The organism is [Clostridium] citroniae WAL-17108 (assembly GCF_000233455.1).
Taxonomy (GTDB): domain Bacteria; phylum Bacillota; class Clostridia; order Lachnospirales; family Lachnospiraceae; genus Enterocloster; species Enterocloster citroniae.
The window spans coordinates 1,060,297-1,076,414 of record NZ_JH376420.1 but is presented as its reverse complement, the minus strand read 5'-3'; the positions used below and the strand labels follow the sequence as shown (position 1 = coordinate 1,076,414).

The 16,118-nt window shown below is 40.3% G+C and carries 12 protein-coding genes; all 12 read right to left on the bottom strand.

Annotated features, from left to right (window positions below):
* Positions 1-71 precede the first annotated feature (71 nt).
* From HMPREF9469_RS04830 to HMPREF9469_RS04780, 12 genes are read right to left on the bottom strand one after another with little or no spacing between them, the layout of a single operon-like run.
* Positions 72-4,271, bottom strand: coding sequence for a glycoside hydrolase family 2 protein (locus tag HMPREF9469_RS04830; protein ID WP_007859739.1), 4,200 nt, complete (start codon positions 4,269-4,271; stop codon positions 72-74).
* Positions 4,272-4,288: 17 nt separating this feature from the next.
* Entirely contained in the window at positions 4,289-7,744 is a 3,456-nt protein-coding gene (locus HMPREF9469_RS32350; RefSeq protein ID WP_007859737.1) for a hypothetical protein, read from the bottom strand.
* On the bottom strand, positions 7,745-8,218 hold the full coding sequence (locus HMPREF9469_RS04820) for a hypothetical protein (RefSeq protein WP_007859736.1): 474 nt from the start codon (positions 8,216-8,218) through the stop codon (positions 7,745-7,747).
* 18 nt (positions 8,219-8,236) lie between these two features.
* Positions 8,237-8,728, bottom strand: a complete 492-nt coding sequence (locus HMPREF9469_RS04815) for a hypothetical protein (RefSeq protein ID WP_007859733.1) — start codon at positions 8,726-8,728, stop codon at positions 8,237-8,239.
* Between the two features lie 20 nt (positions 8,729-8,748).
* Positions 8,749-9,786, bottom strand: coding sequence for a CHAP domain-containing protein (locus HMPREF9469_RS04810; RefSeq protein WP_007859731.1), 1,038 nt, complete (start codon positions 9,784-9,786; stop codon positions 8,749-8,751).
* Positions 9,770-9,928, bottom strand: a complete 159-nt coding sequence (locus HMPREF9469_RS32345) for a hypothetical protein (RefSeq protein WP_007859730.1) — start codon at positions 9,926-9,928, stop codon at positions 9,770-9,772. Before HMPREF9469_RS32345 ends, HMPREF9469_RS04810 begins: the two co-directional genes overlap by 17 nt.
* Positions 9,925-10,251, bottom strand: coding sequence for a hypothetical protein (locus tag HMPREF9469_RS04805; protein ID WP_007859729.1), 327 nt, complete (start codon positions 10,249-10,251; stop codon positions 9,925-9,927). The genes HMPREF9469_RS32345 and HMPREF9469_RS04805 overlap by 4 nt, the downstream gene beginning before the upstream one ends.
* Positions 10,252-10,263: 12 nt before the next feature.
* Positions 10,264-11,568, bottom strand: coding sequence for a glycine-rich domain-containing protein (locus HMPREF9469_RS04800; protein ID WP_007859728.1), 1,305 nt, complete (start codon positions 11,566-11,568; stop codon positions 10,264-10,266).
* On the bottom strand, positions 11,561-12,643 hold the full coding sequence (locus HMPREF9469_RS04795; RefSeq protein ID WP_007859727.1) for a hypothetical protein: 1,083 nt from the start codon (positions 12,641-12,643) through the stop codon (positions 11,561-11,563). Before HMPREF9469_RS04795 ends, HMPREF9469_RS04800 begins: the two co-directional genes overlap by 8 nt.
* Before the next feature lie 12 nt (positions 12,644-12,655).
* Positions 12,656-14,074 (bottom strand): DUF5048 domain-containing protein, encoded by a 1,419-nt coding sequence (locus HMPREF9469_RS04790; RefSeq protein WP_007859726.1) that lies wholly within the window; start codon positions 14,072-14,074, stop codon positions 12,656-12,658.
* 15 nt (positions 14,075-14,089) lie between these two features.
* The gene (locus HMPREF9469_RS04785) at positions 14,090-15,013 is read right to left on the bottom strand and encodes a hypothetical protein (protein ID WP_007859725.1); all 924 of its coding nucleotides are present in this window, start codon (positions 15,011-15,013) and stop codon (positions 14,090-14,092) included.
* Positions 15,010-16,113, bottom strand: coding sequence for a hypothetical protein (locus HMPREF9469_RS04780; RefSeq protein WP_007859724.1), 1,104 nt, complete (start codon positions 16,111-16,113; stop codon positions 15,010-15,012). The genes HMPREF9469_RS04785 and HMPREF9469_RS04780 overlap by 4 nt, the downstream gene beginning before the upstream one ends.
* Positions 16,114-16,118: the final 5 nt, after the last annotated feature.

Genomic DNA, 16,118 nt, shown 5'->3' with positions numbered 1-16,118 from the left:
CCACCCCCTCACTGCGCCTTACAATATTATATCACCCTTTCCTTGTGATTCCAATATTACTTTTCCCAAAACTAGACACTGTATATAAGAGTACCGCCAGTCCCGGCATTGTAAGGCAAGCCAGCATCATCAATCTTAATATCTATATCAGGTGTTACTTTTGACTCCAATGCTTCAGATATACGGGTGTATTTTGTGTCTTTCCATACTTTAAGCATACTAATCTTTAAGGTATCGAAGTTATAGTATTGATCTCCATTGACTATGGCTTCTGCGAGAGCTTGGCCTGAAGTGTAATATTCAGGATTCTTTGTTGTGGGTGTTTTTCTATCGCCTGTGTTTATGTATAGATATCCGGAATATTTTTGAAGAACACCAGGAGATGCGATTGCATTATATTCTGATACTTCATCATAGTTTGTTTTAAAAGTATCTTGAGTCAACAATACTGTGAATGGATACGACTTTAGCACAGATGGATCTGTTTTAAATACTCTGCTGTATCGTTCTACATTCGTGCTTTGAGAGGATGGAGTATGATTCATACATAGATAAAAGGATTCATACGTATCAGCGTTAAACTGTATTGTAACGCCACAGGTGCCGGTGTTATTACTCGGAGCCTTGCTGGTGATCATGTGAGTACCCTCGATGTTGTCTTTTGATGGATAGGAATATCCTTCAATGGTAGCTAGTACAGTGCTGTTTTCATTTAGGCCAGATAGTGGAACATATGCTATCTTCCTGCCAAAGTCGTAATATTTCTCAGCAGTTGGCATATTGACTGTCAAGGTTGCAACATTTGATTCAACGCTATTCCCGAAAGTATCTGATACTACACACTTATATTGTCTGCCATTGCGTACACCTAAGGCTTCAACCGTTAACGATGCCCCCATAGATGCATCCATCCATTTGTTGTTTGTATAATATTTCCATTGATAGGATATGTCTGTACCAGTAGCTTCAATATCAAAGGATGCATATTCACAAGCATTTGCTGTGACATTCTCTGGCTGCCGAGTTATAACTAAGCTTGTACCTACCAGGATTGATAGGATACATGTAAGCCCATCATGATTTATAGTAAAAGTGTTTGTTCCCGCTTTTAATATGAGATCAGCTTCTGTGATCGTAAAATCTGATATGGTCTGTTTTGTCCCGTCTGCCTCTGTTAGGGTAACATTTATTAATGATTGATCAACCGTGTCTCCAACTGCCGGAGTTTTATTGCTATAAGTAGCTGAAATGTAACGTCCGGTTTTCTCCGTTCTTATAAAGAAACGTTTAAGAGTTGCTTTTAAAGGACGATCCTTCGCTGATCGGTTCAATAGGTATATACTGTTTCCAGTGATTGCAGCACGAGTGAAGTGACTTAATGGCTGGATCGTTCCAGGCGTATTATAGTCATTCATCTCTGAGACAACGATTTCTTCTTCCGTGCCTCCAGATGGTGTACGGGTATATCGGAAAGATGAGCAAGGATGGGAAATATCATCAAAGCGCATAGTCAGCTTAAAATTGCTATAGGAATACTGTGTGCTAAGCTGCGGTGTTCTTCCTACAACTGTAGTATTATTGTCATTTGTATATTCAATAGCAATGTATTTTCTTGAATCATCATCGCATATCACATAGCAGTCATATATATCATCATTCATTATGATGAATCGCCCTCTGTGGTTTATTGTAGTGAATGGGAAATCCGCAAACTCCATACCGATTTCAACGGGACCAGATAATTGATCAAGTCCAAGATTACTTATAGTAACCAAACCGGTGCCATCTGTATTATTTAGATATCCGGCGGAATTAAATCCGGATGTTGCAATACCAGTAAAACCTGACAAGCTAACTGTTGCATGTCCCATTTTATCATTGGCAACAAGGTTGTCATTTGAGCCGGTAAAGTCAATGTCAACATGATAATCATATTCTGGTCCAGGCGCTTCTTGCACTTCATGATAGAAGGTAACTTCATCCCGTACTTCAAAACCATCCTTGGTGCCTTTTACGACAAAGACCTCATCGGATGTAGAGGAAGAGAAGGAGACATTTTTAAACTCCCAGACAACGCCACATTTTGTAGCTGTGGTAAGTGTGGCGATCAATGTGGTCCCATCTGCCCGGTAAAGTGATACCGAGTCCGTGTTCGCATAGACCTTGATGGATATTGTATCTGGACGCACTGCAGTAAATCGGCGGCTTGTAATGTAGATCATCGGTTCAGGGTTCCAGGCAGCCTTATATAAGAAAAAGGAATCTTTCTTAACCTGTCTATCCCGCGTGATGAGCCCTTTATTGTTTGTATAGGGCATCCGGCCCTCGTTTCTCCCGGATACCGCAAAATCAAACAGTACCCAGAGCGAGGTGAATACCAGCCATGGCTTGGCTTGGATCTGCTCTAAGTGAGACTCGTGGAATAGATTCTGATACTCTTCATCATGAACAGCTCCGCCGGTTCCGGTTGTGGTGGTTGTCAAAGGAGTCTCGCTGTGGGTTGCTGGATTCCCACCGGCGCCATATTCTGTTAATGCGAGAAAAGGCCTATGGTTGTGATAATGATCCAGGGCAGTAGTAAGCCCATTAAAATTACCATAGTACCATCCATAATATAGATTGAGTCCGATCCAATCAGCCGACCAATCAGCCGAATTTGCCGGGGTATTGTTAAAGGTGTTTGGATGTGCAACAAAACCAATAAACCTGGTGCTATCCAGTGTCTTTGCATATGTGTACAAAAGGTTATTCCATTCCAGCGCTTTTGAATAGCTATAACCTCCTTGTGGATCTCCGCCGCCTTTCCAGTGGCTTCCATTCAGTTCATTGGAAAGTCCCCAGAAAACAATGGAGGGGTGGTTGTAGTGATTTCTTATCATACTTTCCAGATTGGTTTTTATGCAGTCATAGTATTCCTGAGTGGCATTTACGCCGCAATGATTCACCCATGGAATTTCAGTCTGTACAATCAGGCCGAGTTCATCACATTTTTGAAATGCATATTTATCGTGCGGGTAATGAGCCAGCCTAACTACATTACAGCCAATATCAATCACGGTAGAGTAGTCAGCATCAAAGCAGTCTTTGGTCATAGCAGACATGACTCCCGGATAATCCTGATGCATTGCAACGCCTCTCAGCGGGTAGCTTTTATCATTCAGTAGAAAGCCGTTTGCTTCATCCAGAGATATTTTGCGGAAACCAATGCGGTCGGAGAGTGTGTCTACCAGAATATCACCATATACGAGAAGATCCAGCTTGACGATATATAGGAAGGGATCCTTAATACCATTCCATAAATGTACAGAGGTTACGTCAAATGTGGCATCATAATTGTAACTTCCGGAAGATGGCAGCATAACATTTTCAGAATCAGAGAGTATTGTATTCCCGGTCGATCTCTCATACAGTGTCATTCGGATAACCGCATTGATGTTTTTTACTCCGGTATTAATTATTTTAGCCTTTATAGACAACTTGGCGCTGGCATTGCTAGTGCTGCCAATTGTAACAACGGATGGAATAATGTGCATTCTTGAATCACCAAATTCGACTGCATCAAAGCCAACCAATGACTGGGTAAAGAGATAGACATCCCTATGTAGCCCGTTATTAAAGTTGAAATCTGCTGATACTGGTATCAGGTTAGTATCAGCAGTATTATCACACATTATCTTTATTTTATGTGCGCCGGATGTGAGATTAGCAAGTTTAAGTATGAATGGTGTATATCCGCCTCCATAACTGCTCATCTCTACGTTGTCTACATAAACAATGGATTTCTGTCCGGCCGCTTCAAATATAATATAAAATACCTTCGTTCCATCATCATTGGATACAACTAAATCTTTACTATACCATGTCTTCCCACGGTACATACTTTGGCTTGCCCCATCCGTTTGGTTGCAGGTATGGGGGAGATTGACGATTGTATATGTAGAGTTATCTTTTGTAAAACTCCAATTATCTGACCAATTGACAACGGAGTATGTGGAGAGGCCGCTGATGACGGGATTGATCAACCCCAGTTCAATCGCACGGTTAATGATACATTCTACCATATGATCCATTGATATTTTTTTCTGGATATCTTCGCTGATTACAATCCCATACTCTAATTCAGTAGCCTCCTCTAAAGCATTGACGTCTGTTCCTGAATATGATTCAAGATGTTTTTCTAAGCTGTTTCCTTTATAACTTACGTTTGAGGCATCAACAACCTTAAAATCAGATGTCTTAGGCTCGATTGTGTCAATAACTTTTATAGGCATTTCAACAAGCCTCCATTCTATGAAATATCAATTGTTGTGTTGCCGAGTCCTTTATTTGTTGAACGATATACATTATAATTTTCAGTATAACCGCTTGCGTTTGTAAAGCTGAGTGTCTTTGCTAGTGAAAAACCACCTTCAAAACCGCTGACCTTAAATACCGGAGTTCCGAGACGGGCGGGGATAGCATAGTAAATATACTCATCTGTTCCAGGATTCACAGTAATAGTGCGTGCCTTAGAATTAGAAAGAACTTTTGTAAAACTAAGGATGAGCTGATTATTAATAGCTGCATCACTAACATCTGAACTGACTCCGTAATAGCATCCATTGAGAAATGCGATAGATGCGGTCTTACTGGCACTGGCATTTCTTTCATCTGTGGCGGTAAGTCTGTATGTCTTGTCCGAGGTGATCCCAGCATTCGTTAGTACTTTCTGAGATAAAGAAGTATTGATGACTTCGCTATCAAGAATCAAGGACTTGGGAACTTTATTTGTTGTCCACTTTAGAGTTAGAGAGTTTACAGTTGATCCTAATTCGGCTGTCGTTACATTTGTTGTGAAGCTAGTAATAGAAATAGCTTTATACAATAGATCGGCAATCTGATTTTCTAAAGCTGTAATCCTTGGTAGTATATCATCCGGAAGCGTGATTTCGGGATTCTTTTCCATATAAGTTTCAACTGCTTCAGATATTTGTTCTGGTGTCACGGCATTTTTTTGTATATTTTCCAAGGCGGTTTGGGTGTCCTGAACGTATTCCACGGCCACATCTGGTTCCGCCCCTCCGGCAGTGATGGTGATGTGGGTGGTACCGGTAAAGGTGGTAAGGGCGTTTAGGGCGGATTGAGTTGCGGCGGGGAGGTCTGTCTCCACTGGAGTATCCAGATAGGTGACTATCTTAAGTGGATGGGATGCAAGATGGGCTTTCCAGGCAGCAAGGCCCTTATCGGCGGCTGTGTCATCAAAAAATTGACTATTTATAGCATAAATAGCTTTATTGCCACTGTTTGGGCCTAACCATAAACCGTTTTCTGTTTTTCGGCCAATTGTATCAATTTTTAATTGATTACAAAATCCTTCTCGCCTATTCATTTTTTCCGGAAGCGCATTGTATAACCAAAACCCTTTATATACTGTGCTATCATAAAGACCCCAATCCTCGCTCCCATTAAACTCAAGCTCCACACACCGGTTAATCCGCTTGGTCATAGTAATCTCATCTTTGTGATCCTCCACAGCATAGAGCGGAGATGTTAACTGGATAGTTGCGGTATTGGACTGGTAAGGCCTCCAATCAACTTTTGATTCCGATAAGATCACCCTTTCAAAGACTGCTTCTGTGCCTATTACAGGATATGAGTTATCATTTTTATACTCAGTGATACACAAGTATAGCGACAAAGTATCTGCTGAATCAGGAATAGAAGAAGGGATATCAATTTCCTTCCATGTTCCAAATTGGGATTTACCATATGTGAAAAATGACGTGACAGCACCAATATTATCTTTCGTCCAAACTAACATAGCCCTTGCCGTATCCGTTCCCCCGCTCATATTCGTAATATGCAGATATAACTTCTTCCCGGCATATTTTTCTGCTGGACCGATGCGAAAATGTATATTTTGCCAGCCAGTATCATCTACAGCTACGATTTTAATTTTATCATTAATAACAGTGCAGATAGCGCGGCTGGCATTTCTACTATCTGGATTAATTAATTGCGCGCCAGTTACAGTTATGGCCAGTGGTTGCGGATACTCACTTGAGGGGCTGGGTTTCCCTCCTGTATATGGTTCCCATGGGTTAGTTCTGGTTCCAATATTAAGCATAACTTGTGGTTCTGTAGTATATTCAGTAGAATCAAGCTTTCTAAATGATATCCCTAAGTATCCATCTGATGCCAATATACATGTATATCCTGATCCATCTACAATGGCAGTGTTATTATTGCCAAATACTCCATCGATAACTGTCTTAACGATCATTGCTCCACCAGAAACTGAAAATGTGTATGTTCCGGCCAATAGATTAATCCAGATCGTCCTATAAATACTGTTTGGGTCTTTTTTCCCATCCGCACTCGTTAAGTAACCTGTGGACAGGGCACTATCTGGTAATAATTGCATTCCCATTGTAACTGTCCCTGTTCCGATAACCTCCTGCGGATACTCCGGTGACGGCGAAGGCTTACCGCCTGTGTAGGGTTCCCAAGGTAGAGGTATGGGACCTGCATTAAGCATAGGATAGACAACAACCTTAAAATCAGATAATCCCTGATAGATTTGGATAAAATAGTCTATTTTCGTTTCTGTTCCATCTACAACAAAAGAAGTATCATTGATAACAACAGATGAACCGTCACTATACCATTTCTTTGCCTTGACAAAAATCTTGGAATTGTCTATTGGGACACTTCCACTGACATAGTAGGTACCAGGTGATAAATTAGTTGAAGCAACGGCAGAATTAGCTGCATTCTGTAATGTATTCCCCGTCACCAGAATACTACCATCCTCCCGAACAGTAAAAACAACATCATTGTGTATTCTCGCCATCCTAGAAGTGTCCATTAACTGTGCTCCGGTCGCTCTCACCTGCTCACCCTTGCCCGCAACATTTAGATTGACAAAAGGTGCTGCGGCAGCATCATTAACTGTAACGTGGCCGGATCCTCCGGTCGAGCTAGTAAGCGCATTAGCATATTTAACATCCGTTTCGTGACGGTTATATCCCACAAAGGCATCTTTCTGGGATTCTACATAAGCCTTATTGTCTGCAAGCGCCTGGGCAGAAGCAGCAGCCGACTCGGCGGACTTGGTAGCAGCATCGGAAGAATCATTGGCAAAATGCGAAGCTACAGTAACCTGAGCAGACATTCTATCTTCAAAGTTCGCAATATCATTTGTAATAGAAGCATTCAGCTTATTCATTCGGTATTCCCACATCGAAAGAATGGACGGTGTAATTAATAGATCAGACTTAGTTGTGTCCATACCATCCAGGATTGACGTTTTTGCTTCTAATGTATTGAAGTTATATGAAAAGGAATTATCGGTGATTGAGTAGAATCTAATAGCAAAAAACACATTACCGGGAATACTGGTGACATCATTGTTAACGGTCCAGCCAAAAATGATTTTATCTGGAACAGAATCTAAATCAAACTCAGTAACTGGATAAAAGCCCTCGGCGATTTGCACACCATCAGAACATATGTATTGTACAATACAGGTGTGAATGCTAAGGTCCGTGCCATCGTAATATCTATCAATTTCAAAATAGAACGTTTTTGCAGCATGATCATTTTCAACACCCAGGAAACGAAAGTCTGTTGGCAATTGTATTTCACGAGTTTTGGTATTGATAATGAGGTGCTGATCCAAGGAGTTAAAAGTAGTATGAGTTACGGATGTATTGTTTTGAATTTCTTTGAGTTCATCTTTATAATGCTGTACATCTAGGATCAATTACGTCACCTCCTTATGTAATAATACAATTTTTTCATATATATCAATATTTAGTTTGGTTAGCTCTTCAATTTTGGTGTACGTATCCGCCAATTGTTTGGAAAAAGTTTCTGTTAGTAGCGTATAGTGACTAACTTTCATTTTATCAATCTTTACAATTACGTGTAAATCCTGCGAAATAGTGATAGATCCCATATCCGGGCTAATTAAAACTAGATATATTATTGAATTGCCAGACTTAATCCGATAAGAATAAGAAGGGTCAAAGTTGAAGACTTTATAATTGGCTCTAAGTTCCGTATTTGTTAAGCTGCAGATTTCATTAACACCGGTACAGTCATAAATGATGGCATAAATTGTATGATCAAAATATTCGGCAGGAATATAAAAACTCAAATCAGTCAGTTCATATTCTGTACTGGAGCTAAAATCTACGGTTCTGATTTTGCTATTGTCTAATATTATATTTGGCATTTTGTCTCCTAACTGGATTTAATCATCCGTAGAAGTGCGGCTGATAACTTTCCATAAATTTGATTCGGGCTCACATGTGTCGTGAACAAAACTATTTTTACCCCCATGCGCTTCATAATCGCGGATTAAGTCCCCGAAGGATTCCTTCTCCATATAGCTCCATTCACCTTTTTCATGGTAAATCCTATATGCTTGAGAGATTCGATCCTTGAGTCTGGCTCTTTCAGTTGCGTCAGTTTTATCTTGCATGTCTAAAATCATTTGCCCAAGCACATTGATTTTGTCTTTTGTTGTATGTACATATGAGGAAATATCATTGAGTTTTTCTTCATGCCGCAAAAGCATATCTTTATCATATTTCTTTTGCAAAGACCATTTTGTCTGAACTCCTAATATTTCTAAAAACCAATTTAAAATATTCCATATCTCCTTGAGCGCAAACAGCAATAAAAAAATGGATAATAAGGTATCCATTGTCCATGTATTAAATAACGTTTCTATTGTATTCAAACCAACTCACACCATTCCTTTCATTCAGCTAATTCATACTTTAACAAATCAGGAGTTGTTGTATCCCATTTTTCTTCCCAGATACCGTCAGTGTTAAGCCAACAATATACACCGGAGGTTGTGGATTTGACATATGTATTTTGGGCTGTCAGACCCGATTTGGTTGCGTAATACCATTTTCCATTTATATCGAACCATTGGGAAGAAAGCATGGCACCATCGGCAGGATTCATGTAATACCAACCATTTTCAGCATTTCCAAACCATCCGGTAACCATTGTCCCATCTCCGACAAACGCAAACCATTGTTTCCCAGCAGCAGTAGCGATTTCTTTCCAAGAATCTCTGATATACTCACCGTTTAGAAGATACTTCCAAGTTCCATCTGTTTGCCGTTCCCAACCAGTCCTGGTTAGTTCCATATGCTTTTTACATGCTACATAACCACACCAGGATACGAACTGGGCACACCAAGCAACGCCATTGCACCCGTACCACTTTCCATATTTAGTATAGTTATTGTCGCCAGAATTGGAAGTTTTGCTGTCCAATTGGCTATTAGATGCTTTTTCAATATATCCTACTTCACCTTCAAGAATCTCAATGAATTCATCAATGGTACAAGTATCATTGCCATACATAGGACGAGCAAAACCGTTGAATTTGTTTTTACCACCAATCTCAGAGAATTTGATAGTATATTCTTTAATAGCGACCATTCCACCATTACGTTCATAGGCTACCCCAGAAGTATTTCCTTCAATGGATTTGATATAAATGGTTTGCTTCGTCTGATTAACCGATACTACATAGGCAGCTAAGACATGTCCTACACGACCGAGGGAAGAGTAGTAGAAGAATGCTAAATCACCTCGTTGAACTTTAGATCCATCAGTTATATATCGCCCAGCCTTTTTCGCAAGACTAACGCCGGTAGGAGTGTATTGAAAATAATCACCCCAAAACAGTTTTTTTCCTTTTGCATAAGCATTATCCATAATGCAATCACTATTCCTTTCCATAAGATTTAAGCGAATAGGCTTAAATAACGCCGCCATCTTTAACAGCTGCTAATATATCCGTTTTTTCTTTATCTGATAATTTTGTGTATCCTGATAAGATTTCTTCAGGTTTTTCTCCATGGCTCACCCGGATCCGTAAGGCACGGATAATGATATTGCGCTGTATATTGCTAATCATATTGAAACACCTCCAATTATATCTGCCAAGGCTATCGTCAGTTCCTGGTTTTCCTGTTTAAGTAGCAGACTTTCGTCTCTTAACTGGGTGATTTCTTGCTCTGGTGTAGGTAGCCATGCCCTAACGGTACCATTAATATCATAAAAGGTACCATCTATGTATGTGTCACCTTCCTCACAGGGGCAATATGTACAATTCACCGCGAACGCATTATCACCATAAACACACCGTGCCACTCGGTTGGCATCCTCATAACTAAAGGCTACACCAACCTGTGTTACGGTATTATTATAAATTTGCGCGTATATCTCATGAGCTATCATTTAATCATCCTCCTAATATAACCTCATTAGTATTACACCAGATCCGCCGCGTCCTGCATCTTTCCAGAGACCGTCATCGCGAGCACGTCCACCACCACCGCCTCCAGTATTGGCAACACCATTTTGGGCAGGTATTTCTGCGTCAATCGAACCGTTTTGTCCACCTTGTCCAGTCCATCCACCGCCGTTTGCGCCACCGCCAGCGCCGCCTTTTCCACCGGCACTAAAGTAGTAGTTCCGTTCTCCTTCGTTATCTACTCGGTCGTACCAGCTATTACCGCCAGCACCAGCCCCGGAGTATACTGTCCCAGATGCATCTCCCCATGCTCTTGTTGTTGTTTTTTGGCCAGTACCTCCAGATGTACCGCTTCCGCCACCTAAAATTTTAGGCGTTACGCCATCAGAGCCATCAGAGCCACCATCGCCGGGAGAAGTAGCGCCAATCGTACATCCGCCGCCTCCAGAACCGCCGGATCCACCATTATCGCCACCAGCGTTTCCTCCTGACGCCGAAGCTATTGTTATTCCAGCGCGTGAGACAGAAGATGCCCCACCATTTCCCTGTTGTGCTCCGCCAGCACCAACTGTCATTGCTAATACTTCACCGGTATTAACAGACACCCCCTTTTTGGTAGTCGTTCTGCCGCTACCACCGCCTCCGAGATGACCACCACCACCACCTCCGACTAAAAAGAAATCTGCATATTTGAAGCCTTGTATAGTATAGGTTTGTGTTGCCTTAATAGTCACATAAATCTCTGTTAATGTCTTTATGGAAGCATTAAGTACATCCCCTGTCATCTCCCCTGTACTACAAGTTACATAGGGATAAATACTCAAATAGTAGGTTGTATTTAAATTGGGAAGATCAAGATATGCTTGAGAATTTCCTCCAGATGAAGAGCTGCTTCCGGCTCCCTTATAGATCTGCGTCCCCCCGGTCTTACCAGGATATCCGCTGGTGCTGTAGCGGATGATCACTCCGCTGTAAGGTTTTCCAGTCGCCGCCTTTGGATTCTGCCATTTGGCCAACACCCTCCGGCCAGAATAGGCGGCACAGCTAAAAGACAGTAAACTATTTACAACTACATTGCCAGTAAGCTTTTTCTTTGCGTCCGTGGAGTAGAAGCTATATCCATTGAGAACGCGAGATTCTATAGCGTTTCCCGTTAACTCAAGAGTACCAATGCCACCTTCGTCTCCAGAATCTGAAGTCATAGCTTTTTTCCCTTTTATTACATCTCCGAGAGTAGAATCCATGTCTTCAGATAGGACACTAATCCCCCCGGAGCAGTTCGTTTTCCCGTATTTAGCCATTTTTTCTTATCACCTCAATATTTCGTATTGTTAAGTCTGTATAGGGGAGTTTTCTGGCAAGGAGAGTAAGGCTGCCAGCTAGATTATCTTCTTTGACAATAATAAAAGCTTTGGAAGCATTGAGCATGCTTGTATTATCAAAATTCACGCTTACGCCATCATCCGCCATGATAGAAGAGTTTTCATATGTATAAGAGAAACCATAATCTTGAATATCTGTTAAGGCTGTCCAATCTGATTGCTTAATTACAATGTTTTCTGCTAATTGAAAGCCGCTATATTTTTCAACCTTATCATCAAGGCGTACTATATCATCGCTTTTTGCAATGGATATCTTTCCATTTTCAGAACCATCCCCTTCAATTCGATACCAAGGAAGTCCGTTCTTTATCCCTAAGTTATATCTGGTATTTGTAGTATCATCAATCAAACAAAATTTCTCAGAACTGAATTCCATTACAGGTAGCCAGGTACCTGCGTTTGCAGTACTGGGTTCCTTTCCAGTATTGTTTACTAAGGCTGCCCACAGTTTGTTATTCCAACTCACCATATCATCTTTATAGTAGTCCACATATAGATTCCATGTACCGCGTGGAGAGAGGCCAGTTCCTGATTCTCCCTTTTCACCCCGAGCTGTCCATGGGATCCAGCAGGATAAGTCAGTAGGTAAGGTACCTATCGGACAGTCCGGAACAATGCAGAGGTAAGCCTGTTGAGCATTGTGGACTATATACGTTACTACTGAGTATTTAGGATATTTTTTTGTTGGAACATATTCTCCAGAATATTGAACAATATTTTGAAGATATGCTTGAAAATCACTGAAATAGAATCTTTCCATTGCTATAATGGCATCATACAATTTGTTCATGCTCTCGGCATTTACAATTATACGTTTTAATGAGGGATTACTTTCAATAACTATATTTGCTTCTTCAAATTTGGATTGACTGTATAGCGACTGATATTGCTGAATCGCAGCAATGGTCTGAAGTGTAGGATCAAGCCAACGGTCCCAATTATCTATTTCATCCGGGAATTTTGTCCCGGTTAAGTCAGGATTTGTAACTGACATGGATTACTCCTTTCAAATGTTGTATTTGTAAGTTGGGTAGAAAGAGATACAGCTAATAGACATCTCCGCATCGGTTGTGCTGCCGGATATAGACTTAACAATATATTGTTTTTCCTCTAACTCATTTTGGGAGATATAGGATATTTTTTGGTTGACATCCAGCCAAGGAATAGATACCAGATTTAGATCTAGAGATGTGCTGAGGACTGTATGGTTATATATTTCATATCTGGCCCGTTGATTAGCTAAGTCATTACTGTATATATTGTCAAAATCGCTACCTTCGCAGACAAGCAGTAACTCTTTGCCTAATGCATCAATTCTAAAAGGGCTGTCAGGATTTTCATCATATGCTTCACCGAATACCTGGTACTGACCAAGGTAATACATGCTTTTGTCTTTACGGCGATATTTGAATACACCATCTGTCCCAGTTGGAAGAGTTTGAGCGGGAAGAGGGTTGCCGGAATCATCAACAATAAGCAGTTTTTCTAACCCATTTATGGATATTGCAGCGTTTGCTGGGTTGGTTGTATTTATCTTGAAGGCTATCTTTTCAAAGTTATCCAAGTCCGAAAGTGAAGCTATGCCATCCAAAGAAATGTTGTAAGTATCACCAGAGAGGGCAGAAGCATTCACGTATCGGTCAGTTTCAATTATCTGTCCCCACACTTGGATATGATTGTATATTCCAGTTAAAGAGGTTGAGCGTCCCTCATTAATAACAAGAGGGCGTAGCTGAGTGTAATCAAGTGTTATATTATCTTCAAACCTTTGAGGAATCTTCCGAAAGAAAAATGTTCCATAAATGTCAAACCCCATTTCATATCCAGAATATAGGTTCCTTATTTCATCAAGGATTTCATAAGCAGTAACATTTGCATTAAATTCCAAATCATAAGGGATCTCAAAATCAACATCCTCAATTATGTATTTTGATATTCCGATTTCCTTGAGTGTACCAACAAGGGCCTTGTAAGCGTCCGTTCCCGCCTCGATTTTTGTAGACAGCCCCTCGAGGTGACCACCACGGTCGCCGTTAATAGTAGCAATGAGATCACCACATTCCAAGCTTAGTGAATAGGATTCAGCATCATCATATGATACATTGGTAGGCACGTAAGTCCCCATAAGATTCCATATGATTTCTCCGCTACGTAGATGCTCAATACCAACATATGGTCGCACATAATTATCCAGCCAGACCCAACTATTTTGATCAAGGATAAAGGACGCATCGGTGACAGCGAGAGAGCAGTCATATGTTCTTCTCATATCAGAATCAGCATCAATGGAATATTTGTCATCTAATAGGTTACCTTCTACATAATTGATGATTTTAAAATTCCGATTCAGAATTTCAACCTTTGAATGAAGTACCCAATCAGATTGATAAATAATGTCCCGTTGAGCTTGCGTAATATCTGTCATATTATCACCTGCTTCCTAGATGCTGCGGCTGACATCTCTATCACAATCAATAAAGTTATTGTCATATAAGTCGTTTATGGATTCGCAATCTCCAGTTTCGGCGGCCGTGAGACTTGTTGTTATATTTAGTGGGTGGCCATTTTCAGAATGTGAAATGGAATCAACAATACATACCAGCGCCATCCGCCCATCAAAAGCTTTAAAGATTTTGGGTTTTTTATTAGAAAGAAAGTTGTCAACCTTTTCCCGATATTCTCTGCTGTTTTCAATATCAAACGTACAGGCATCTTCTTTCATATATACGAAGGAGGCATCGATATTGAACTCGCGATAATTAGTGTCTCCATTGTAAATGACAAGGGGCTTTTTCCTGCCTTTCGGTTCGAGCTTACTGGATGTGAAAATGCGTTCTTCCTGAATTGATATATCAATTATTGTATGGTATGCCACCTCTTTTTCAACCAAAAATATACCATCAAATTTTGAAAGGATTGTACTCATGTTATGGTTAGAAGAGTAGTTCCCTTCAACTCCATTTAGGGTAGGAATGAGACAATACTGATATTCGCATCCAGATCGGTTATAATAATCGTTTCTGATAAAGTTGAAGTCTTGGTTTGAATTTATCGGTATTTCAAAAAACGTTTTCCATGCTAGTTCGCCGACACGCCGCTTTTTTACCAGAATTGAAGATACGGTTTCGGAGGTAAAGTCAACGTTACCACCAAAAAGGCTTTTCTGGAATAAAGCATGCATTTTCGTATCAAAATCCCAATCTTGTGGTATTGTTCCATCCCAAGTAGTGTATACCTGTGTGGTTATAAAGAGTTCATCAAACACCCCGTTTTGCATACGAATATCATTTATATTATTTACTGTTGTAGGGGTAGACATCATTGAGTTTTTGTCTCCGCAGGCTGTGCTGCCTAGAATGATCATGTTCTAGTCACCGCCTTTCCATAATTGTAAGCACAGATTTCATAATAGTTTTCTTTTCTAGATAACATAAAACCAATAAGGACATTAGAGGAGGGAAGATCTATATAATTACTGTAAATGGAATATATCATTTCATTTTCAACCTTGGCTTCGAAATAGGCTTTTTCAATACCACCTGCGCTATCATAGCATCCTGCACGGTAATACACGGATATGTGGTATTTTCCATTGGTTAGGATAAGGGGGATTGTATTACGGATAAACCCATATCCCTTAAGTTCAAGAGTGAAATTATTTGGGATAATAAAACTATCTGCAAATTTCAGTACATCTGATTGGTTGCTAAGATCAACATATTCTCCGTTAATATAGTTTGGATCTATTTCAACTCCATCTCTATATACTCGCCCTCTTAATGAAACAATATTTGACTTGATAGTGGTATATCCACCGCGGTAATTATTACTTAATTCAATAAGGCTATATAGCGTGGGTTGTAGGTAACGCACAGTTATGTGTATTAAGGTTGTTTCGATGTCCATCCCGGTGATGGTTTTTCCAAAGGCCTTTATATAATATTGAGTATTGTTCTCTAAGCCAGGAACAACTAAACTCATGTTTTCTGTATCATAACGAATTGAAGAAGTGTACAGTACCCGGTTGTCATTTGAATAAAGTGTGATATAGTAGTCTTCAAGCTCCTCATTTTCAGGCTGGAAATATGAGATTTCCACCCTGAAACTATCACTTTCAATTAACTGATCCTGTGCAAGATTTGTAAAAGCTAAAGTAGGGGTAGTGTAGCAGTAGAATAGCAGTGCTTCACTCGGTGCCGAGGTACCTTCACTAGATATAACACAGATAGTCGCCTTATACAATACGCCGTTAACCAGCGTGTTAGCAGGAATGATGCATTCCGTTCTATAATAATTTGGAGTAGTTGCAGTATACACAACGGAATTTGTTTCATTATTATAAATGGTTACTACATTTCCTGTCTGCTGCGGGTTATTGCCGTCCCACTTATATGTAATTTTAAAATCGTTGAATGCGTCTTTAGAGATACGCGTATCATCATAAAGAACAGGAACACCAATCATATTTG